The organism is Cupriavidus basilensis OR16 (genome assembly GCF_000243095.1).
GTDB lineage: Bacteria > Pseudomonadota > Gammaproteobacteria > Burkholderiales > Burkholderiaceae > Cupriavidus > Cupriavidus basilensis_D.
Genome location: NZ_AHJE01000022.1, coordinates 1 through 21,590, shown reverse-complemented (window position 1 = coordinate 21,590; position 21,590 = coordinate 1). Strand labels below are relative to the sequence as shown.

Here is a 21,590-nt window from a genome sequence, read left to right as displayed (position 1 = left end):
CGGCCTGCCCCGGCCCGACTCCTCCGCTCCACCGGTTAGAATGCCCGCCATGCGACAGATCGTTCTCGACACAGAAACCACCGGCCTCAGCGCCGCCACCGGCGACCGGCTGATTGAAATCGGCTGCGTGGAGCTGCTTAATCGCCGCCTCACGGGCAGGCACCTGCACTTCTACGTCAATCCGGAACGCGACATCGACGAAGGCGCGATCGCGGTGCACGGCATCACCGTGGACTTCCTGGCCGACAAGCCCAAGTTTGCGCAAGTGGTCAACGAGATCCGGGACTTCGTCCAGGACGCCGAACTGATCATCCACAACGCGCCGTTCGACCTTGGCTTCCTCGACATGGAGTTCAAGCTGGTCGGGCTGCCGCCATTCCGCGAGCACGCCGGCAACGTGATCGACACCCTGCGCGAAGCGCGCCAGATGTTCCCCGGCAAGCGCAACTCGCTGGATGCCCTGTGCGACCGCCTCGGCGTCAGCAACGCCCACCGCACCCTGCACGGCGCATTGCTCGACGCCGAGCTGCTGGCCGAGGTCTACCTCGCCATGACGCGCGGCCAGAACTCGCTGGTGATCGACATGCTCGACGGCGGCGGCGGCGAGAGCGATGCGGTGGCCGCCACCGACCTCTCCCGCCTCGACCTGCCCGTGCTGATGGCCAGCGAGGCGGAAGCCACTGCCCACCTGGCGGTGCTCAAGCAGCTGGAAAAGGCGAGTGGCGGCAAGGTGGTGTGGAAGGAAGCGCCGCCGGCAACCGAAGCCGCCTAGCCCGTCCGGAATAAGCCCTGGGGATTTTTTTCAGAATTTCCCAGAAAGGGCTTTACAAGATACAAGGGCGCTGACATAATCTTGTTTCTCTGCAGCACAGCAGTAACAGCGCAGCAGCAGGGGTGGTTAGCTCAGCGGTAGAGCACTGCCTTCACACGGCAGGGGTCACAGGTTCAATCCCTGTACCACCCACCAGATTCGCGGGAAACCGCTAGGAACAAGGCCCTCCGGCATACGCCGAGGGCCTTTTTTCTTTGGTGCGAAACATTTTATGGAATGCCCGGCACGGCCCCTTTTGCGTTGTGCTTGCTAGGCCTTGTAGCCCGGCAGACCGGCAGCCAGCTTGCCCCTCGCCAACGTGATGGCTCGCTGGACCGCCGCGTGGAAGTCGGCGCCCAGGTCCTCGACGGCTACGGAGCGGCGAAAGAAGTCCGCCCACACGAACTCCGCAAAAGCGGTCGGCGTCTTGGTGTAGCCACCCGCGTCTCGCACATACCCGGCCAGCGACCGGTAAGGATCGTCGACCAGTTTCTCCAGGTGGTTGGGAACCGCAGCGTAGTAATGCCGCACGCCGTGTTCATCCAGCGGATGAACCCAAAGGTTCTTGTCCATCTCTGCCCAGAAATCGTCGTGCGCGCAAGCAGACAGATCCGCCTCCACGGTGAAAAAGCCGGTCGTGACGCCAGCTTCCAGCGCAGCCCGCCCGAGATGATGGTGATCGGTGATGTAGAGCTTGCCGCCCGGCCCGCTCACCGCCGGGATCGGATGGGCCTGCAGGAACTCGCGTTGCTCCGCCGGCTTTAGCGAGGCCAGGTGTTTCTTCTTGTCCCGCACTTCGATCATGCCCACCGTTAGTTGCGTCGGGTGGAGCTCATGAATCAAGGATTCGCGGACCGCTGGCATGTTGGCTTCCTCTTCATTTTTCGGCACAAGGCAAGATTGGCAGGCATCTTGCCCGCCATCGGCAGGAATAACGGCGTGTGGCCGGAAGGCATGCAAGCCGGCCCCGGGTTTCGCGCGGCGTCAGGTGCGCCGGTAGTGCCGGCGGCAACGCCCGGCAGGTCTGCCCCGGACCTTGGGTTCGCGATGAAAGATCGCCCGGATCGCGAAGGCGTACACCCCAACGATCAGCAGGGCAACGATAAGCAGGGTGAGTACCGGCATGACGGGCTCCTCCGATAGGGCATGCTCCGACGCTCATCGGCCATGACCACCGCCATGACCGCCGCCATGCCCCTCGCCATGACCGCCTTCGTGGCCACCATGACCCTCATGACCTTCGCCGCCATGGCCGTGGCGACCGCCACCGCCGTGGCCACCCCCATGGAAGAATACGGCGCCACCCCCATAGAACCCAGGCCACCAGCCGTAGTCGTAGTAGGGGCCGTAGGGGTAAGCGGGATAGTAAGCGTCGTAGGGAGAAGTGCCATCGGCGAGATAGCCGTAGCCGTAGCCGTAGCTGTCATAAGCAGGCACTGCCACGCACCCGGCCATTATCATGGCCGCGCCCATTGTGAGGCTTTTGATACATGTGCTCATCGCGGATTCCTGACGCGTTCGTGTAGTTAGACACGAATTCCCCAGACACATTCCAGGCTTGCCTGGTTCAATGCCGGGTATGCGCGGCAGGTGGCACCAGCAGCATTGCTTGCCCGCTCCTCCTGGGCGATAACCATGACGCAGGCCAGCGCCAGTGGCCTACAAATTGACCACTGCCCCAACTTCCGACGGCCGATAGTCCAGCAACCGGGAGAGCTCCCCCGCGGCACTCCTCACCTGCTCCACCATGCCATCGAGCCGCCCGGGATCGATCCGCGAAGCCGGGATGGTGGCGCCGAGCGCCGCCACTACCTTGCCGCTGCGGTCCCGCACCGGCGCGGCGATGGTCGAGATGCTGGTTTCAAAGAAACCTTCCTGCAGCACGTAGCCGCGCTGGCGGTCGCGCTGGACCATGTCGAACAGCGCTTCGACGGTCTTGGGTGTGCTGTCCGAGAACACTTCCAGTTGCCGCTCGGGATAGAGCTCGCGCAACGCATCGAGGGTCAGGTCTTCAAGCAGCACGCGGCCAAGCACCGTGGCGTGCGCGGGCAGGCGCGTGCCGACATTGACCGAGCTGGCGAACGGCGTGGGCGCCACCGACTTGGCCACGTAGACGATGGAGCGGCCGTCACGCACCACCAGGTTGCACGGGTAGTTGATCTCGTCGCGCAGCCGGTCGAGCAGCGGCCGGCCGAGTTCGGTCAGCTCGAGCGAGGCGAGATAGTCAAAGCCAAGGCGCAGTACCGCCATGCCGAGCCGGAATTCACGGCCGCCATCGGTGCGCTCGACAAAACCCATCATCTCGAGCGTGGTCAGCAGGCGGAACACGGTGGAGCGCGGGACCTGGAGCCGGCGCGCCAGTTCGGCGGCCGACAGGGTCCGCTCGTTGCGGCTGAACTCGCCCAGCAGGCGCAGGCCGCGTTCAAGCCCCGGCACGATGTACTTGTCCTGGAGATCGGTAGGCTCGAGCGCGTCTGTCATGGTGATATCTCTGCGAATGGAGTGCGTTGGCTTTGCTATATGGTACCGGCTTTGGCTTCGGCCCTGCCCCGCGGCCAGCCCGACGCCGATGGCGCACCTTGCACCCCGGTGCGCCATCGGCGACTGTCCGATATAACACGCCCCGCGCCTATCCTCCAGCACTTCCATTCCCAAAGCCGTGCAGGCTCACTTCAGATAGTCCCGCAGCCAGGCCGCGCACTCGCCAGCGTGCTGTGCCGGCCAGCGCACGGTAATGGTGGCGTTGGGCTGGCGCACTTCGATGCAGATATCCGTGAGCGGGCCCCTGTCCACGCTGGCCGCGGGCGAGAACCAGCGCGACCACCAGCCGGCGCTGCGATTGGGTCTGGCTTGCACGGCGTGAGCCGGGATGGCGGCCGCGCGTGCGGGCGTCTCCTCGATGGCGGAAGCCGGCGAAGCGGCCTGCGCCTCTGCCTCCGTTTGCGCTACAGCCGGCGCAGCGAGCGCGCAGCCGCCCCTGCCTCGGCAGGGGCCACCAAACGCGCCGACAAATTCGTGCCGAACTCCTCCCACATCCGGTCCGCCTTCGTCTTCATCACGCTGAGGCCGAACGTGCCAAGGCGGCCCAGCACGTCCACGTTGATCTTCATGCGCAGCTCGGTCTTGCCGTCGGGCTGCTCGGCGAGGAAGATCTCGCTGGACTGCTTGAGCGAGCTGGCCACGGCGGCATCCTCGCCCGTGCCCTCGCTGCGCAGGTAGTTGGGCGCGCGCATCTCCACGATGGTGGTCTTGATCTTGAAGCGCGCGCTGACAAAGGCGATCTTGACCTGGATGTGCGAGATGTACTCCACATCGCTGACCACCTCGATCGACTGCATGCCCGGCACGCAGCCGCCCATCACGTTGGGATCGAGCAGCAGTGCCCAGACTTGCGCCGGCGCTGCGCCGACGACCAGGGTTTTTTCAATTTCCACGCATCTTCTCCGCGGCGGACAGAATGGATTCGACGATGCCCACGTAGCCGGTGCAGCGGCACAGGTTGCCGTTCAGGCCGGCGCGGACTTCCTCTTCTGTCGGGTTGGGGTTATGCGCCAGCATGGCGCAGGAGGTCATCAGGAAGCCAGGGGTGCAGTAGCCGCACTGCAGGCCGCCGCACGCCATGAAACTTTGCTGCAGCGGGTGCAGTTCGCCGCCGGCGCTGAGGCCTTCGACGGTGGTCACGTCGCGCCCGCGTGCCTGCACGGCAAGCATCAGGCAGGATTTCACGACTTCGCCGTCCACCAGCACGGAGCAGGCGCCGCAGATGCCAGTCTCGCAGCCGCGCTTGGTGCCGGTCAGGTTGAGGTCGTCGCGCAGCAGGTCCGACAGCAGGCGCCGCGCGGGCACTTCCACGCTGTGGGCCTCGCCATTGACGGTGAGTTCGATGTTGATTTTTTGCATGGGGGATCCTTATTCCGCTGCCAGCCCGAACAGCGTGGCGATGCTTCGCCGCGCCACGGTCCGGACCATCTCGCGGCGATAGTCCGCGTTGCCGCGCATGTCGGAGACGGGGTCGATGTCCGCGGCGACCAAGTCCGCCGCTTCGGCGGCCACTTCCGGCGTGATGGCCTTGCCGGCCAGGAACGCCTCGGCACGCCGCAACCGCGTCGGAATCGGCGTGGATGCGCCGACCGCAAGGCGCGCTTCGATACACGTAGCGCCGGTCCGGCGTGCCACCAGCGCCACGCTGGCCAGCGGCCGGTGCTCGGCGGCGGTACGCAGGAAACGCGCGTAATGGCCAACCGCATCCGGCGCCGGCGCGGGGATGCGGATTTCCGTCACCACTTCATCGGGCGCCAGCGCCGTGGTGTAGTAGTCGACCAGGAACGCCTCCATATCCAGCACGCGCTCGCCGTTCCTGCCGTCAAGCACCACCTGCGCCTGCAGCGCCATCAGGCAGCCAGGCGGATCGGTGGCCGGGTCGGCATAGCAAAGGTTGCCGCCGATCGTGCCCTGGTTGCGTACCTGCGGATTGGCCACGCGCGCTGCCATGCTGGCCAGCATGGGGTAATGCGCCTGCACGAGTTCTGAGCGCGCCACCTGCGCGTGCAAGGCCAGCGCGCCGATGCGCAAGCCGCCACGCGCATCGAACTGGATCTGGCGCAGCGCATCGAGCCGGCCGAGCGAGACGAGGTGGCTGGGCGTGAGCATGCGCTGGCGCATGCCGAGCATCAGCGCGGTGCCGCCGGCGATTACCCGGCACTCGTCGCCCAGGTCGGCCAGCAGGCGGCTGGCTTCCTGCACGGAGCCCGGCTCCAGGAATGCAAAATTACGCATGGCGTGCCTCCTCTTCCTTGCGCTCGCGCAGCGCCGCCAGCACTTTCTCCGGCGTGATGGGCAGCGAGGCAATGCGCACGCCGATGGCGTCATAGACCGCATTGGCAATCGCCGCCGCGCCCGGCAGGATCGCGGTTTCGCTGGCGCCCTTGGCGCCATAGGGCCCGTTGGGTTCGTTGGACTCGACCACATCCGTGCGCAATGCCGGCACGGCGTCGGCGGTCGGCATGGTGTAGTCAGCAAAGTTGCCGTTCAGGATGCGTCCGTCCTCGACCTGCACGTGCTCGTACAGCGTCCAGCCGATCGCCTGCACGGTGGCGCCGTGCGTCTGGCCGTGCACGGCCAGCGGGTTGATGGCCTTGCCGCAGTCGTCCGACACGAAGCTGTCGATCAGCGTCACCTGCCCGGTCACCGTGTCCACTTCCACTTCGACGGCCTGCGCCGCGAACGAGTAGGCCGGCGCGATGTTGCCGTAGTAGCTGGCGTCGTGCATGACGGTCGGCGCATCGTAGGTGGCGCGCACCATCAGCCCTTGGCCGCCGTGGCGGAAGATATGCAAGCGCGCGATCTCGGCGAGCGTGGCGCGCTTGGTGTCGTCATTGCGGGCGCGGATCACGCCGTCGAGCAAGTCCAGTTCGTCCTGCGGCACGCCAAGCTTCTCGGCGGCAACGCCCAGCAGGGCCTGCCTGGCCTCGCGCGCGGCCCGCATCACGGCATTGCCGGCGATGATCGTCACGCGCGATGCCAGCGAGCCCAGGCAGAACGGCGCCACATCGGTATCCGGCGCGCTCACGGTGACATGCGACAGCGCAATGCCCAGTTCCTGGGCACAGATCTGGCTGAGCATGGTGTTGGCGCCCTGCCCCATGTCGCACTCGCTGGTGAGCAGCATGACGCGCCCGTCCTCGTTGACCTTGAGCACAATGGTGGAACCGTCCCAGTTTCCCAGCGTGCGGTTGCCGCTGACGTGCATGGCGGCTGCGATGCCAAGGCCGCGCCGGCGCGTGCCGGTTCGCCGCGAGACATCGGCGCGGCGCGCATCCCACTGGATCGCCTCGCGCGTCTGCTCGAGGCATTCCACCAGGCCGCTGCTGCCGATCTTCCAGCCATGCACGCTGGTATCCCCGGAGCGAATGGCATTACGCTTGTGGACTTCGATGGGATCCATGCCGAGCATTTCGGCCAGCATGGTGAGGTGGCTGTTCAGCGGGAACTGCATCTGCTGGCCGCCAAAGCCGCGGAACGCGCCGCGCGGCGGATTGTTGGTGTAGGCGAGCACAGCGCTGGAGCGCACGTTCTCCACGCGATGCATGTTGTCGCTGCGCATGGCGGTCACATGCATCACGTCGCCAGCCAGGCCCGCATAGGCACCGCACTCGGCCACGATGTCGACATCCTTGGCGACGATCATCCCCTGCGCGTCCAGGCCCATCTTCAGCCAGACCCGCGCTGGCACGCTGGAGCGCGCGCCGAGGAAATCCTCGAGCCGATTGTTGACCAAGCGCACCGGGCGGTCGAGCCGCGTTGCCAGCAAGGCCGCGATCAGGCTGTTGCTCTCCTCCACGATCTTGGCGCCAAAGCCGCCGCCGGTGACCGCCTGGATCACACGGATGGTGGACACCGGGCGATCCAGCGCCTCGGCCAGGCGCGCGCGCGCCAGGAACACCGACTGGGTCGAGGCCCAGACCGTGAGCCGGCCATTGCCATCCTGCACGGCCACGGTAGCCATCGGTTCCAGGTAGCCGGGATACTGCGAATGCATGTCGTACGTAGCCTCGTAGACCACCGCGGCGCGGGCGAAGCCGGCTTCGACGTCGCCGCGCTCGATATGCATCTCGTGCGCGATATTGCGCGTGCCCGGGTGCAGCTGCGCCGCGCCATCGGCAAGCGCTGCATCGGGGCTGAAGATGGCGGGCAGCTCCTCGTACTCCACGCGGATCAGGTCCAGTGCATCGCGCGCGGTTTCCTCATCCACGGCGGCCACCGCGGCAACCTCCTCACCCACGTGGCGGACCACGCCAGCGGCAAGAATGCGCTGCTCCTTGCGATGCGTGCCCCACAGCCGCGACGGCGCGTCCTCGCCGGTCAGCACCAGCTTGACGCCCGGCAGCGCGCGCGCCGCCGCGGTGTCGATGCGAACAATGCGGGCATGCGGATACGGGCTGCGCAGCACCTTGGCGTGCAGCATGCCGGCCTGCTTGATGTCGCCCGCATACACGGCCCTGCCCATCACCTTCTCCCGCGCCGTCACTTGCGGCGTGGAGCTTCCCACTGTCGACGTGCTCATGCCGACCTCCTGCTAGTCTGAAAACCACTGAAAACCATCAATCAGCCGGCGCGCGTTCGCACCGGCTTGGCGTCACTCGGCGGAAATGCCGAAATCCTTGATGACCTTGCCCAGCCGCTCGTAGTCGGAGGCGTTGATCTTCTCCAGCACGCCAGGGGCGCCACCCACCGGCACCGCGCCGAAGGTGGCCATCTTCTCGGCGATATCCGGCATCTTGATGATCTCGTTGAGTTGCTCGTTGAGCAGCTTCACCACCTCGGCTGGCGTGCCCTTGGGCGCCATGACGCCGTGCCATGCACCCACCATGACATCCTTGTAGCCAAGCTCGGAAAGCGTCGGCACGTCAGGCAGCAGCGCAGAACGCTTCGGATCGGTCACTGCCAGCGCGAGCAGCTTGCCCGTGTTGAGGTACTGGGCCACCGGCCCCAGCGTCACGTAGGCAAAGTTGACGTGGCCCGCGACGACATCATTGACGGCCGGCGCAACGCCCCGGTAAGGCACATGCTGGATCTTCACGCCGGCAGCGCGGTTCAGCCACTCGCCGGCGATATGCATGGGCGAGCCCGCGCCGGGGCTGGCATACGTCAGCGGCTTGCCGGCCTTCGCCGCGGCCACCATCTCCTGCACGGTCTTGATGCCGGCACCCGGATACGCCACCAGCAGCACGGTCTGCGTGCCGGTCTGGATGACCGGGGTAAAGCCGTGCAGCGCGTCGTAGCTGGAACTGGCCGGGAGCTTGAGCACCATCGGCGCAGTCGAAAACGGGTTCGGCGTGAACAGCAGCGTGTAGCCGTCGGCCGGCGCGCGACCGACCATGGCGTTGCCGACCACGCCGCCGGCGCCCGGCTTGTTCTCCACGATCACCGGCTGCTTGAGGCGCATCGACAGCTTCTCCGCGTACATGCGCGCCATGGAGTCCGTGTCGCCGCCAGGCGGATATGCGACCACGATCGTGACCGGTTTGGTGGGATAGCCAAGCGCAAAGGCGCTGCCACCTCCCAGGGCAATCGCGGCGAGCGCGGTAGCAAGAATGTGTCGGCGGGCAAGGTTCATCTACGGCTCCTGTGGGGGCGCTCCACTTCAGCGGGGAATGGCAGGGTGGGTGCGGGGTTAGGCACGGCTAAGGGACGGGAACGCATGCGATGTGCGTTTTATTAGCGAAACACTTGTTCAGGAGAGGAACACATCAACCATCCTAGATTGTGTTTGTTGACTACTCAACTTACGTTAAACACTAATTGACATATCCATATTTAAAGAAGTTGAAAAAGGGATCGTGATGAGAAGGCGGCGGTACGCCGGAACCCCTATGAGACAATCGGCCCGCCCCAACCCCGATCAGCCGCCGTCCGGCGGTATTTCTTGAAAGACATGGATCCGATGAAGCGCGCAGCCGGCACGGCAGATGACCCCAGCAATACGACGATGCTCCTGGAAACCGATTGCCCTTGGGCGGAGCTGGACGAGCAAGGCAGCGGGCTCGACGTCGACGACTTCCTGACGACGATGCTGAGCCAGCTGGTCAACGCCCTGCGGCGCACCGTCACGCTGCCCTACGCCAAGCAGTTCGCGCTAACGGTGCCCGAGTGGCGCCTGCTGGCACTGCTGGCGCACGCGCGGCGGCTGCCCTTTGCCGAGCTGGTGCCGCAATCCACCTTGGACAAGGCGCTGGTAAGCCGCACGCTGCGGCTGCTGGAAGACCGCGGACTGGTCAAGCTGGATGCCGAGGGCAGCACACCGCGCAAGCGGCTGGTCTGCAGCATCACGGCGGCAGGCCTGGCGCTACATGAGCAAGTGATGCCGCTGGCCAGAAAGGGCCAGGCGGAGGTGATCCGGCTGCTGGAGCCGGAAGAGCGCCGCGCGATGTACCAGGCGCTGAGGAAGCTGCACGGCCTGTGCGTGACGCCCGGGCGCGGCGACGCCGGCGGGGGCGAGTAAGCGCGCGGGAGAACGAACAAAGCCCGTGGCGGCTGGCGCTGCCACGGGCTTCATGTCGTGCGTCGCGGGATCAGGCCTCGAGTTGCTCGAGCACCTTGCCCTTGGTTTCGATGCCTAGGAAGTGGATGGTCAGCGCGGCCACGAACGGTACCGTGGCCAGCGCGTAGAAAGCGGTACTGAGATTGCCCGAGCCGATCGTGCTGGCCACCAGCGTCGGCGCGAAGATCGCCGCCAGCTTCAGCCACGCGCCCCCAAAGCCGCAACCCATGGCGCGGATGCTGGTGGGATACAGCTCCGGCGTGTACACGTAGGCCGTGATGAAGCCGCTCGCCAGGAAGCCGAGCGAGAGCGCGCAGAGCCCGGCCACGACGTACACCGACTCCGCGTGGAACAGGCCGGCCAGCGCCAGCGATATCGCGCACAGGATGAACGAGACGTTGATCACCGGCTTGCGCCCCACCTTGTCGACAATCATCGCGCACACCAGCGAGCCGATCACCCCGAGCACCGATGCGCCCGCGGCCAGGTTCAGCGCCAGCTGCAGCGGCGCGTGATACACCGTCTTGTAGATCGTCGGCAACCAGGTCGACAGCCCGTACTGGATAAAGCCGCAGGTCGCCCACAGCATCCACACCGCCAGCGTGCGGCCGATATAGGCCTTGCTCAGCAGATCCCGGACGCGCCGGCGCGGGTGCTCGCCGGTCATCGCGTCGTACGCGGACACATCGCCCAGCGGCGCCAGCGGCCCCTTGGCCCGCGACTCGAACACCACGAGCGCGCGGTCGGCCTCGGCCAGGCGGCCTTTTTCCGCCAGCCAGCGCGGCGACTCGGGAATGGCCCGGCGCAGGATGAAGAACAGGATGACCGGTGCGCCGCCGATGAAGTACATGACGGTCCAGCCGAACCGCGGCACCAGCCACGCGCCGACTGCGTTGGAGATCAGCAGGCCGATCGGGAACACCACCTCGTATAGCAGCACGAAGCGCCCGCGCCCGTGGGCACGCGTCACTTCGTTGATGTACGTGGCGGCCACCGGCAGCTCACCGCCCAGGCCAAGGCCCTGCACGATGCGCAGCAAGGCAAAGATCTCGAACGAGGGCGCGAAGCCGCAGGCGATGCTCATCAGCCCGATGATGCCCGCGCTCCAGCCAATCGAGTGAAGGCGGCCAAAGCGCTCGGCCAACGCGGGAAACACCAGCGCCCCGATCAGTTGCCCGACGGACGGCGCCGCGATCAGGAAACCGATCTGACCCGGCGTGAGCGACCACATCGAGATCAGCAGCGGCAGCGTGGCGGCGATGGCGATGACGTCGAAACCATCGAAGAACGTGGCCAGGCCGATCAGCAGCCGTGCCCTGACATGCATGCCATTGCTGGGCAGGCGCTCGATGCGGGCGATGATCTCGCCCCGGGTGGTTGCCGCGGGGGCGCCAGTGGCGCGCTCGCCGCCGCCTGCCGTGGTAGTGCTCGATGGGGTCGCCACACCCTCGGCGTTCGCGCTGGCGAACGGGGCCTCTTGTCTCTGGATCAACACGGTGTTTCTCTTCTAAAGTATCCGAGGCAGGCAGCCGCCCCGCGCTGGCGCATTGCCGGACTCGCCCGGCAATGGCCACCACCGTTGGCGCCGCGATGGATGCGGCGCGCGGTGGCGCGCTTAGAGGTCCAGGACCAGGCGCTTGCCTTTGCAGCCTGACACGCAAACCATCATGGTCTGGTTCGACTCGCGCTCGCTCTTGCTGAGCACGCCGTCACGGTGTTCGGGGATGCCTTCGAGCACGCGCGTTTCGCACGAACCGCATACGCCTTCCTTGCAGCTGTGCTCCACCGCGATGCCCGCTTCGAGCAAGGCATCCAGCAGCGACTTGCCTGCCGGCACCTTCAGCTCGCTGCCCGTGCTGGCCAGCGCCACGGTGTACTCGCCGTCCTGCACGGCCGCCACCGACGGGTCGGCGGCGAAGCGTTCGATATGCACTTCGGCATAGCCATGGCCAGCGCAGGCGGCTTCGAAGGCATTGAGCATCGGGCCCGGGCCGCAGCAATAGAAGTGCGTGCTGGCGGCTTGCCCGGCCAGCAGCGCGGACAGGTCCGGCGGGCTGCCCGCCTCGTCGTCGAAGTGCATGCGCACCGCATCGCCGTAGGCGGCCAGTTCGTCCGCGAAGGCGGCTTCCGCGCGCGAACGCGCACAGTAAAGCAACGTGAAAGAACGCCCAAGCTCATGCAGCCGACGCGCCATGCACACGATCGGCGTCACGCCGATACCGCCGGCCACCAGCACCGTGTGGGCCGCACCCTCTTCCAGCGCGAAGTGGTTGCGCGGCGCGGCCACGGTGAGCGTGCTGCCCACCCGCAATTGCTCATGCACGTAGCGCGAGCCGCCACGGCTGCCGCGGTCGAGCAGCACGCCCACCACGTAGCGGTCGCGCGCTTCCGGCGCGCCGCACAGCGAGTAGCTGCGCACCAGGCCATTGCCCAGATGCAGGTCGATATGCGCGCCCGGCGCGTACTCGGGCAAGGCATGCCCGTGCGGATCGCGCAGTTCCACGCTGACGATGCCGCGCGCTTCGAAACGCATGGCCTGCACGCGCAGGCTCAGGGATTGGCTGGTACTCATGGCACTTCCTTCTGTTGCTTCGTGTTGCTTCGTGTTGCTTGTCTTGCCTGTGTTGCCTTTGTTGCCTGCACTGCTACGCCGGACTCAACGCTTTTCCGTCAGGAACTTGCCCTGGGGGCCGCCCGCGTTCTTTTGCCGACGTGTGTTGCCGTCCAGGCCGCCTTCTACCGCCCATTCGGCGAACATGGTCGGGCCCGGCTCGAAATCACGCGGCTCCCATTTGGCATCCAGCTGGTCTTCATCGGCGTAGTACTCGATCAGGCCGCCGGCCGGATTCTTGAAGTACCAGAAATACGCCGACGAAATCGGATGCCGGCCCGGGCCTAGCTGCGTATCCCAGCCGCTGCGCGATACATGCAACCCACCGCCGAACACCTCATGGATATCGCGCACGGTGAACGCCACATGGTTCAGCCCGCTCTTGGCCTGCGGCAACTGCAGCAGGAACAGGTCGTGGTGGCCGCCGTCCGGCGCGCAGCGCAGGAAGGCGCCACGGCCGGGATAGTGGTCCGACGGCACGAAGCCCAGCTTCTCGGTGTAGAAGCGCTCGGTGGCCGCCACGTCCTTGACGAAGAACACCACGTGCCCTACCTCGATCGGCGTGGCGCGTTCGTAGATCGGGCTGCGCTGGTTCATGCGCGGCTTGTCGTTCCATGTGTTCATCGTGGCGCACTCGACTTCGACCTCGCGCTTGCGGGTCAGCTGGAAGCGCACGGCCAGGCCGTTGGGATCGGTACAGCCCACGCGCTCGCCCAGGCTGACAAAGCCCGGCTCGGCGCGAATGGCATCCGCGATCTTGTCCAGCGCGGCCTGCGTGTCCACGCCCCACACCACTTCGCGCAGCGTCGGGCCGTCTTCCATTGCCGCCGGCAGCGCAGGGTCGTCGGTGCGGCGCACCAGCACGCGGCAGCCGTTCAGCGTCTCGAAATCCAGCCCGGCCTCATCCTCGCGCACCAGCGTGAGGCCCCAGTCGGCGAAGAAGCGCCGGCAGGCGTCCAGGTCGTCGGCACCGTAGACGATCTCGTCGATGCCCAGAATCGTGTTCATTACCCTCTCCTGCTGTGTCGCTTGTGCAACGTCCATTGTCGTCGTGCTCGCTTAATTAGCCCACGGCAGCGGTTGTTCATGCATGCCCCAGTACACGCTCTTCTGCTCCATGTACTGCAGGATGCCCAGCCGGCCCTTCTCGCGCCCGAGCCCGCTGTCGCGCCAGCCGCCAAACGGCGTCGAGATCGAGAACTGCTTGTAGGTATTGATCCACACATTGCCAGCCTGCACGGCACGCGCGAAGCGCCATGCACGCTTGTAATCGCGCGTCCACACGCCTGCCGCCAGCGCGTACACGCTGTCGTTGGCCTGGGCGATCAGGTCGTCCTCGTCGTCGAAGGCCATCGCCACCAGCACCGGCCCGAAGATTTCCTCGCATAGCCGTTCTCGCAACCCGCCACCGTGGGACGCACATTCGGACACGCCGAGCGCCACATAGGACTCGATCGAGTCGCGGTGGCGGTCGCTGATCAGCGGCCCCATCTGGGTGCGCTCGTCGGCCGGGTCGCCCACGCGCAGGCGCGCCGCGCCCTCGGCCAGGCGATCCATGAAGGGCTCATACAAGGACCGTGCCACGAACAGGCGCGAGCCCGCGATGCACGACTCGCCCGAGGAACTGAAGATGCCGTACAGCACGCCGTTGACCGCATGGTCCAGGTCCGCATCCTCGAACACCATGGTGGGCGACTTGCCGCCTAGCTCCAGCGACACCGGCATCATCTTGTCGGCGGCGATGTGGGCGATATGGCGTCCCGTGGTGGTGCCACCGGTGAAGGACACACGGCGCACCAGAGGATGCTTGGTGATGGCGTCGCCAATCACCGAGCCCTTGCCGGGCAGCACGCTGATGAGGCCCTTGGGCACGCCGGCTTCCTCGCAGATGGCAGCGAGTTCCAGCGCCATCAGCGGCGTGATCTCGGCGGGTGATCGCCGCCACCACGCCCATGGCTTCATGCACGCTCATGGTGAGGAAATCACCACGCGCGGGCGTAAGCGTCTCCTCCAGCGTCTCGCAGGCGGCCGCGAAGAACTGGAAGGTGCCGGCGGCGCTGGCCACCAACGCGCGCGTCTCGCTGATGGGCTTGCCGTTGTCCAGGCGCTGGCGCTGGGCGAGCGGCTCGGCGCGCGCGCGGATCAGGTCGGCCACGCGATGCAGCACGGCAGCGCGCTCGTGCGGCTTGCGCTGGGCCCAGCCGCTGGTGAGGAACGCGCGATGCGCACCCTGCACAGCCTCTTCCACGTCGTCCAGGCTGGCCGCGTTCAGTTCCGCGATGACTTCGCCGGTGGCCGGGTAGCGCGTGGCGTAGCGTTCGCCGCCGCCCAGGCGCCACTGGCCTGCGATACAGATGGGGAGAATCTCTTGCTTCATGATGATTGCCTTGCTGCGCTGCTTAAATCGACATGGCGTGGGCACGGTTGCCCAGCGCACGCACCACGCTGAACACCGTCAGCGCCGAGGTCTTGGGGTTCGCCGCCAGCGGCTTGCCGCGCATGGTCAGCTCGAAACCACCGAAAGCGCCGCGCGCTTCCACATGGTGCACGTTTTCATCCACGCCCGGATCGGCCAGCAGCTTCACCTGCGTGTGATCCAGTCCGAGCCCGGCCATCGACAGCGTGGCCGCCACATTGGCGTTCTTGGGGTAGAGCCGCGCCGCTTCGCGGGCGGTGCCTTCGAAGATCACCGTCGCTTCGGTCAGCGCGTCGAGATCGAACAGCGCCTCGGCCGGCGTGTCCTTCCACGCGCCGGGCGGCTTGCGCCCGGTGTAGACCACCGAGTCCAGCCCGCCCACGCGCGCTGCCGCCAGTGCGTCGATGGCGCCGATCGCACCGGAGAGCAGTTGCACCTGCGTGCCGCCGCGCCGTGCCGCGGCTTCCAGCCGCTCGGCCAGGCCCGGCTCGGAGAGCGCGCCCACCGACACCACCATGCAAGCGATGCCGCGCTCCAGCGCTGGCACGATGTGTTCTTCCAGCGCATGGTGGCCGGCGCACTCCACCAGCAGGTCGGGCCGTCCATCGGCCTGGCTCAGGCAGGTGGCAACCCGTGCATGCGGCGCCAGCGCGGAGACGTCATGTCGGGCCTGGTCCATCTGGGCCTCGGGCACCACCACCACGTCGAACACCACGTCGGGGTCGCTCTTGAGCAACTCGAGCACACCGCGCCCGATCGCTCCGCATCCCACCATCGACACGTGCAGCATGTTGCGTCTCCCTCAGGCGGTCACGGTGCTGCGTTCGGCCGCGCGTGCGGTCTTCTCGGCGTCGGCATCGGCTTCCTTGTTGACCGGCGGGCCTGCGAATGCGGTCTTGAAGGTGCCGATGGACAACATGTCGATCTCCAGCAGGAACGGGCCAGGTTCGATGGTGGCTTCTTCCAGTGCGGCCCCCACGTCGGCCAGGTCGCTCACGCGGCGATGGCGCAGGGCCAGCGATTGCGACAGCTGCGCGTAGTCCGGCGTATGCAGGTCCACGTAGTGGCGCCGGCCACCGTATTGCGCGTCCTGGATGTTCTTGATCACGCCGTAGCCTTTGTCGTTCATCAGCACGAAGACTACGTCGGCGCGTTCCTGCACAGCGGTAGCCAGTTCACCCAGGTTCAGGATGAAGCCGCCGTCGCCGGCCAGGCAGAACGTCTTCTTGCCGGAAGCCGTCACTGCCGCGCCCACGGCAGCGCCGATGCCCATCGCCAGGCCCTGGCCGATGCCGCCGCCCAGCGCATGCACGCCGGCACGGGAGTCGAAGATACGCAGCTGGCGATTGCCCCAGGTGCTGTTGGAGACGGTCACGTCGCGCACCCAGTTGAAATTGCGGCCGACCGCGCCTTGCAGCGCTTCCACCAGCGCCGAGTACGGGCCCAGGCCGTCGATCAGGCCGCTCATGGCGACTTCATGCGCGCTGCGCAGGTCGGCGGCGAAGTTCGGGTCCACCTTGAGCTTGCCTTCCAGGCGGTCGGCCAGGCCGTGTCGGCCAGGCCGTCGAGTGCCAGCGCCGCATCGCCGCTGGCGAAGTAGTCGCTCTGGTAGCAGCGGCCTTCGGCGGACGCATCGGCATCCACGCGGAACAGCGGGCGTGGCAGCTTCAGTTCGTACTTCAGGGTTTCGTTGCCGCGCAGGCGCGAGCCCACCACCAGCATGGCGTCGCAGGTCTGATAGAACTGCTCCACCGGCTTGTGCAGGTTGAAGGCACCCAGCGAGCGGGGATCGTCTTCCGCCACGATGCCGCGGCCTTGCGTGCTGGTGACGACACCAAAGCCAAGCGCCAGCAGGCGCTTGACCTGCGCGCCGGCGTGGCGGGCGCCACCGCCCAGCCACAGCAGCGGGCGCTTGGCCTTGGCCAGGCGCTCGGCCAGTTCGTCCAGCGCGTGGGCCGAGGGCACGTGGGTGGGAATCGCCAGCGGACGCAGGTCGGTCGGCATCGGGATCAGCGCGGCCTGGATGTCGATGGGGATCTCCACGCTGACGGGGCCGCTCGGCGCGGTCAGCGCGGTTTGCACGGCGAGCTTGATGGTGCTCAGCGCGGTATCGGCGCTGCGGATGCGGAACGCGGCCTTCGAGATGGCCTTCAGCATGGTCAGCTGGTCCGGCGCCTCGTGGATGTAGGCCAGGCTCTGATCCAGGTACGGCGTTTCGATCTGGCCGGTCAGGTGCAGCAGCGGCGTGCCGGCGGTGAGCGCTTCCACCATGGCGCCGGCGGCATTGCCTGCAGCCGTGCCGGTGCTGGTCAGGCAAACGCCCAGGCCACCCGTGGTGCGGGCGCAGGCATCGGCCATATTGGTGCCGCCGGCTTCACCGCGCCGGGCACGAAGCGGATGTTGCCACGCTCGCCCATCGCGTCGAGGATGGGCATGTTGTGGATCGAGATCACGCCGAACGCTGCCTTGACGCCGCATTGTTCGAGGAAGGCGGCGATGGCATAGCCGACCGTGACTTGTTGTTGTTCGTTACGCATGACGGGAAAGTCCTCCGGAAATATCGATATGGCTGCCCGTGGTGTACGAAGACAACGGCGAGGCAAGGAACAGGATCGCGCGGGCGGCTTCCTGCGGCAGGCCAAGACGGCCAAGTTGAATATGCTTTTGCTGCGCCAGGCGCGCGGTCCATGCGGCCCAGTCGAGGTCGCGCTCGGTTTCCGGGCGCGCTTCGAAACGTCGGCGCCACTGGCCCGACTCGACCAGGCCGAGCAGGATGCCATTGACGCGGATGCCCTTGGGGGCGAATTCGGTGGCCAGCGAGCGCACCAGGTTATGCACGCCGGCACGCGCTGCCGAGGTCGCGACCATATGCGGCTCGGGTTGTACGGCCAGCAGCGAGTTCACGCAGACGATGGCGCCGCTGTCCGAACGCTCCAGCTGCGCGAGGAACGCACGCGTGGCATGGATCACCGAGAAGAACTTGAGTTGCAGCTCTTCGAGCCATGCTGCGTCTTCCGTGCTGGCGAAAGTGGAAACGCGCCCCTGCCCGGCGTTGTTGACCAGCATGTCGGCCGGGCCGAGCGCGGCCTCGCTCGCCGCGGCAAACGCTGCCACCTGCGCGGGGTCCAGCACGTCGCACGCGGCGGCAAACAGGCGGGCTTCGGGAAAGCGTGCACGCAGCCGGCTCTGCGCGTCGCGCAGGCGCGCTTCGTTGCGCCCGCACAGCGCCACCGCGGCGCGCGCTTCCAGCAGCAGTTCTACAGTGGCCAGGCCGATGCCCGAGGATCCACCCGTGACGACGGCAACCTTGCCGTCGAGTTCAATCATGGACATCGTCCTTACTCCCGATACAGGTTGACCACCTTGCCGTGCTCGCGCGGCCGGTAGTCCAGCAGGCGAGACAGCTCGCCCGCGGTGTCTCTGACTTTCTCTTCCATCGTGTCCAGCTGCGCCGGATCGATGCGCGAAGCCGGAATGGTCACGCCCAGCGCCGCCACCACCTTGCAGCTGCGATCGCGCACCGGCGCCGCGATGGTCGAAATGCTTGCCTCGAAGAAGGCCTCCTGCAGGACTACCCCCCGCTCGCGATCCCGCTGCACCATCTCGAACAGTTCCTCGACCGTACCCGGCGTGCTGGCCGAGAATGCCTCCAGGCGCGGCTCGGGATAGAGCTGGCGCAACTCGGCCAGCGTCAGGTCCTCGAGCAGCACGCGCCCAAGCACGGTGGCATGCGCCGGCAGGCGGGTGCCGACCGTGACCGAACTGCTGAACGGCGTGGGCGCAACCGACTTGGCCACATAGACAATCGAGCGGCCATCGCGCACCACCAGGTTGCACGGGTAGCGAATGTCGTCACGCAGCCGGTCCAGCAGCGGGCGGCCCAGCTCCGTGAGCTCCAGCGAGGCCAGGTACTCGAAACCCAGCCGCAGCACGGCCATGCCAAGGCGGTAGTCGCGCCCGCCGTCGGTGCGTTCGACAAACCCCATCGACTCCAGCGTGGCCAGCAAGCGGAACACGGTTGAGCGGGGAACCTTGAGCCGGCGCGCCAGGTCCGCCGCGGACAAGGCGCGGTCGCGGCGGCTGAACTCGGCCAGCAGGCGCAGGCCGCGTTCCAGTCCGGGCACGATGTACTTGTCCTGGCTGTCTTCCGGAAGGCGTTCTTGAGTCATGAGAGGTTTGTGTTTCAGTTGGTCCGGCGCACGGCCACGGTTGCTTTGGCGCGCCGGCTTTTCGCTTTCAGCGCTTGACCTTGGTGAGCGGATGCTCGGGCGGGTATGTCGGCGTGATGGGCTTCTTGGCGCCGAGCATCACGCACATCAGCGCGTCTTCCTCGCCGATGTTGATTTCCTCGCGGTACACGCCCGGCGGCACCGACACCAGGTCGCGGTCGGTCAGGATGGTTTCGAAACGCTCGCCGTCCTTCTCCAGGATCAGCTTGATCTTGCCGCGCATGACGAAGAAGACTTCTTCGACATCCGTGTGCAGGTGCGACGGGCCTTCGTGGCCGGCCGGGATGATCATGGTCGAGAAGGTGAAGTTCTCGGACGGCACGGTGTTGGTATCGGTGGCCACGCCGGTGCCGCCGGTGCCGAGGTAGCGCATCTGCGCGCGGCGGTACTTGGGATCGTAGTCAGCCTGGAACTTCAGCGCGTCCCAGTCGTAGCGGCGGGTGGAGAAGCGCGCGACGCGGCTCTCCATCCACTGGTCGAAGGAAGCGCCGGACGGCTGCTCCCAGGAACGCTTGATGTTGTCTTGTTGGGAAAGATCGCTCATTTGGATTCCTTCTAGCTCAGTGCATGACGAAGCCGCCGTTGACGGCCAGCGTCTGGCCCGTCACGAAGCGCGACAGGTCGGAGAGGGCGAACAGCACGGCCCCGGATACATCCTCGGGTAGCTGCTCGCGGGAAATCGCGCGTTGCTCGCGATAGAGGTCGCGCCTCTTCTGGGGCACGTATTCGGTTGCCTCCACCAGGGTCAGCTCACCGCGGCATTGTTGACGAGGCCGTCCAGGCCGCCCAGCCCGGCTGCCGCGGCGGTGGCGCAGGCCGTCACCGATTCGGGGTTGCCCAGGTCGAGCGCAAACGGCAGCGCCTTCAGCCCGCGGGCCTGCAGCGCGGCCGCTTCCTCATGCAGGCGGTCTGCGAGGATGTCCGCCATGGCGACGGCGGCGCCGGCTTCGGCAATCGCGGTGGCAAACGCAAGGCCAAGCCCGCGCGCCGCGCCGGTCACCAGCACGCGGCGGCCGGCCAGCAGGTTGTGGCGATCGATCTCAGGCATGGTTTGCCACCCCGGCCGCGCCTGCCGGCTTCAGCATCGCGACCGGCTCATCCGCGACTTCCTGGTCGGCGCGGCGGCGCAGCAAGCGGCGCACCCGGGTGATGCCAACATCGTGCTGGTACAGCATTTCATGCTCGCGCGCGTTCGGCGCCATCATTTCCAGCACCACGCGGTCCTGCTCCAGCACGTCCCAGTGCAGGCCTTCCAGCCGGTTGCGATACAGGAAGCGCCAGACATCGCGCTCCCAGCCCTGCACGTGGCGGGTGCGCCAGAAGAACACCATGCAGTGCTCCTCATCCACCGGCGTGGCGATACCGACGATGCCGAACGGGCCGCCAGGACCCACCTTGGCGCGATAAGGAATCGCCAGGCGCAACCACATCGTGCCGGTCTCGCCGAACTCCACCCAGTCGAAGTTCACGCCACGCTGGCCGGTCTTCTCGAACACCAGGCCGGTATCGGTCTCGCGCACGGCCATCACGGCCTGCTTTTCGCCGGCGGCCATCGAGTGCGACACCGCGTGCAGGTAGGCGCCGTGCATCGGGTCCATGACGTTGTCGATGGCGTAGCGGTAGTTGCAGTCCCAGTGCGCCACGCACAGGAAGTCGGTGTGCTCGTCGCTTTCCAGTTCTTCCGGCAGGCGCAGCGCATCGGCTTCGGCGAGAGCGCGCTCACCGAACCACAAAAAGATGGCGCCGGCCTTTTCCTGCACGGGGTAGCTGCGCACGCAGGTCTTGCCCTCAAGCGGGCAACTGTCCACCGCCGGCACGCTCTTGACCTGGCCATCGCCGCCGACTTCCACGCCGTGGTACCAGCAGGCCACGCGATCGCCAAGGTTCCAGCCCATCGACAGGCGCGCGCCGCGGTGCGGGCAGCGATCCTCCAGCGCATGCACCTGGCCTTCGCCATCGCGCCACAGCACGATGTTCTGACCCAGGCGGGTAATGCCGATCGGTGCATGCGTGACCGCCCACGCTGCCGATACCGGATACCAGTAGTTATGCAGTCCGGTGTTCAGGCGCGCCTCAGCACGCGCTTGCTTGTTCGATTCCATTGTTTGCTCTCTTGCGGGTACCGGATCGGATCGCTGTTTCCAGGGGAAGCGTTTGGTTTCGCTGCCCGTCGCGACGCAACCGCGTTGTTGTTCGTTCGTTGCCAGTCAGCTTCAGGCGCCCAGGCGGCGCATTTCCGCGAGGAAGCGCGCTTCCGTCCAGGCTTGGCCATCCGCGCCCAGCAAGCCAGCCTGGTTGAACGCGCGCACGATGTCTTCGGGGCTTTTCGCGCCAGCTTCGAAGGCGGCCTCCAGCGCATCGCCCAGCGCGTCTTCATAGGCGGTGGGCACCGCGGCGCGGGTCTGCCACACGATGTTGGCCACCTTGCCGGGCTGCTCGATGTGGCCCTTGCCGGCGACATTGTTCGGAGCCGGACGCTCCCG

The 21,590-nt window shown here is 66.7% G+C and carries 21 protein-coding genes, 1 tRNA gene and 3 pseudogenes; 3 read left to right on the top strand and 22 right to left on the bottom strand.

Annotated elements, in window-relative coordinates:
* Positions 1-49 precede the first annotated feature (49 nt).
* Together dnaQ and OR16_RS09100 are read left to right on the top strand one after the other, a co-directional pair.
* Positions 50-772: a DNA polymerase III subunit epsilon gene (gene dnaQ, locus OR16_RS09105; RefSeq protein WP_006157675.1), complete on the top strand. Its 723-nt coding sequence runs from the start codon at positions 50-52 to the stop codon at positions 770-772.
* A 120-nt stretch (positions 773-892) separates the two neighbouring features.
* Positions 893-967 (top strand) — tRNA-Val (locus tag OR16_RS09100).
* Between the two features lie 114 nt (positions 968-1,081).
* On the opposite strand, the gene OR16_RS09095 is transcribed toward OR16_RS09100, so the two are convergent.
* The 10 genes from OR16_RS09095 to OR16_RS09060 form a co-directional block, all read right to left on the bottom strand.
* Positions 1,082-1,675 carry a ParB-like protein gene (locus OR16_RS09095; RefSeq protein WP_006157674.1) on the bottom strand — a complete coding sequence of 198 codons (594 nt, stop codon included), beginning with the start codon at positions 1,673-1,675 and terminating at the stop codon, positions 1,082-1,084.
* A 120-nt stretch (positions 1,676-1,795) separates the two neighbouring features.
* Positions 1,796-1,936: a hypothetical protein gene (locus OR16_RS43980; protein ID WP_158001339.1), complete on the bottom strand. Its 141-nt coding sequence runs from the start codon at positions 1,934-1,936 to the stop codon at positions 1,796-1,798.
* Between the two features lie 33 nt (positions 1,937-1,969).
* Positions 1,970-2,254, bottom strand: a complete 285-nt coding sequence (locus tag OR16_RS41100; protein WP_237716998.1) for a hypothetical protein — start codon at positions 2,252-2,254, stop codon at positions 1,970-1,972.
* Between the two features lie 216 nt (positions 2,255-2,470).
* A complete protein-coding gene (locus tag OR16_RS09085) occupies positions 2,471-3,292 on the bottom strand; it encodes an IclR family transcriptional regulator (protein WP_006157672.1) in 822 nt (273 codons plus the stop codon).
* A gap of 186 nt (positions 3,293-3,478) precedes the next feature.
* Positions 3,479-3,667 (bottom strand): hypothetical protein, encoded by a 189-nt coding sequence (locus OR16_RS45510; RefSeq protein WP_237716994.1) that lies wholly within the window; start codon positions 3,665-3,667, stop codon positions 3,479-3,481.
* 89 nt (positions 3,668-3,756) lie between these two features.
* Positions 3,757-4,245, bottom strand: a complete 489-nt coding sequence (locus tag OR16_RS45505; protein WP_237716993.1) for a CoxG family protein — start codon at positions 4,243-4,245, stop codon at positions 3,757-3,759.
* A complete protein-coding gene (locus OR16_RS09075) occupies positions 4,235-4,711 on the bottom strand; it encodes a (2Fe-2S)-binding protein (RefSeq protein WP_006157671.1) in 477 nt (158 codons plus the stop codon). Before OR16_RS09075 ends, OR16_RS45505 begins: the two co-directional genes overlap by 11 nt.
* 9 nt (positions 4,712-4,720) lie before the next feature.
* Entirely contained in the window at positions 4,721-5,587 is an 867-nt protein-coding gene (locus tag OR16_RS09070) for an FAD binding domain-containing protein (RefSeq protein WP_006157670.1), read from the bottom strand.
* On the bottom strand, positions 5,580-7,874 hold the full coding sequence (locus OR16_RS09065; RefSeq protein WP_043419063.1) for a xanthine dehydrogenase family protein molybdopterin-binding subunit: 2,295 nt from the start codon (positions 7,872-7,874) through the stop codon (positions 5,580-5,582). Before OR16_RS09065 ends, OR16_RS09070 begins: the two co-directional genes overlap by 8 nt.
* 72 nt (positions 7,875-7,946) lie before the next feature.
* The gene (locus OR16_RS09060) at positions 7,947-8,927 is read right to left on the bottom strand and encodes a Bug family tripartite tricarboxylate transporter substrate binding protein (protein ID WP_006157668.1); all 981 of its coding nucleotides are present in this window, start codon (positions 8,925-8,927) and stop codon (positions 7,947-7,949) included.
* Positions 8,928-9,299: 372 nt separating this feature from the next.
* Here OR16_RS09060 and OR16_RS09055 point away from each other — a divergent pair, with 372 nt between their 5' ends.
* Positions 9,300-9,812 (top strand): MarR family winged helix-turn-helix transcriptional regulator, encoded by a 513-nt coding sequence (locus tag OR16_RS09055; protein WP_050982927.1) that lies wholly within the window; start codon positions 9,300-9,302, stop codon positions 9,810-9,812.
* 70 nt (positions 9,813-9,882) lie between these two features.
* On the opposite strand, the gene OR16_RS09050 is transcribed toward OR16_RS09055, so the two are convergent.
* The 12 genes and pseudogenes from OR16_RS09050 to OR16_RS08995 form a co-directional block, all read right to left on the bottom strand.
* Entirely contained in the window at positions 9,883-11,178 is a 1,296-nt protein-coding gene (locus OR16_RS09050; protein ID WP_081488728.1) for an MFS transporter, read from the bottom strand.
* A 288-nt stretch (positions 11,179-11,466) separates the two neighbouring features.
* Positions 11,467-12,423 carry a PDR/VanB family oxidoreductase gene (locus tag OR16_RS09045; protein ID WP_006157665.1) on the bottom strand — a complete coding sequence of 319 codons (957 nt, stop codon included), beginning with the start codon at positions 12,421-12,423 and terminating at the stop codon, positions 11,467-11,469.
* Positions 12,424-12,507: 84 nt separating this feature from the next.
* Positions 12,508-13,470, bottom strand: coding sequence for a VOC family protein (locus OR16_RS09040; RefSeq protein WP_006157664.1), 963 nt, complete (start codon positions 13,468-13,470; stop codon positions 12,508-12,510).
* A gap of 51 nt (positions 13,471-13,521) precedes the next feature.
* A pseudogene (locus OR16_RS09035) lies at positions 13,522-14,839 on the bottom strand (aldehyde dehydrogenase family protein).
* A gap of 22 nt (positions 14,840-14,861) precedes the next feature.
* Entirely contained in the window at positions 14,862-15,668 is an 807-nt protein-coding gene (locus OR16_RS09030; RefSeq protein WP_006157663.1) for an aspartate dehydrogenase, read from the bottom strand.
* 12 nt (positions 15,669-15,680) lie between these two features.
* Positions 15,681-17,415 (bottom strand): annotated as a pseudogene (locus tag OR16_RS09025) (thiamine pyrophosphate-binding protein).
* Positions 17,408-18,211: an SDR family oxidoreductase gene (locus tag OR16_RS09020; RefSeq protein WP_006157662.1), complete on the bottom strand. Its 804-nt coding sequence runs from the start codon at positions 18,209-18,211 to the stop codon at positions 17,408-17,410. Before OR16_RS09020 ends, OR16_RS09025 begins: the two are co-directional and overlap by 8 nt.
* Before the next feature lie 5 nt (positions 18,212-18,216).
* Positions 18,217-19,047: an IclR family transcriptional regulator gene (locus OR16_RS09015; RefSeq protein WP_006157661.1), complete on the bottom strand. Its 831-nt coding sequence runs from the start codon at positions 19,045-19,047 to the stop codon at positions 18,217-18,219.
* Positions 19,048-19,114: 67 nt separating this feature from the next.
* A complete protein-coding gene (locus OR16_RS09010; RefSeq protein WP_006157660.1) occupies positions 19,115-19,651 on the bottom strand; it encodes a cupin domain-containing protein in 537 nt (178 codons plus the stop codon).
* 16 nt (positions 19,652-19,667) lie between these two features.
* Positions 19,668-20,155: pseudogene (locus OR16_RS09005) on the bottom strand (SDR family oxidoreductase).
* Positions 20,148-21,209 (bottom strand): aromatic ring-hydroxylating oxygenase subunit alpha, encoded by a 1,062-nt coding sequence (locus tag OR16_RS09000; protein ID WP_006157659.1) that lies wholly within the window; start codon positions 21,207-21,209, stop codon positions 20,148-20,150. Before OR16_RS09000 ends, OR16_RS09005 begins: the two are co-directional and overlap by 8 nt.
* 111 nt (positions 21,210-21,320) lie before the next feature.
* Positions 21,321-21,590: recombinase-like helix-turn-helix domain-containing protein (locus tag OR16_RS08995; protein WP_006157658.1), on the bottom strand; the 270-nt coding region annotated here is incomplete at its 5' end.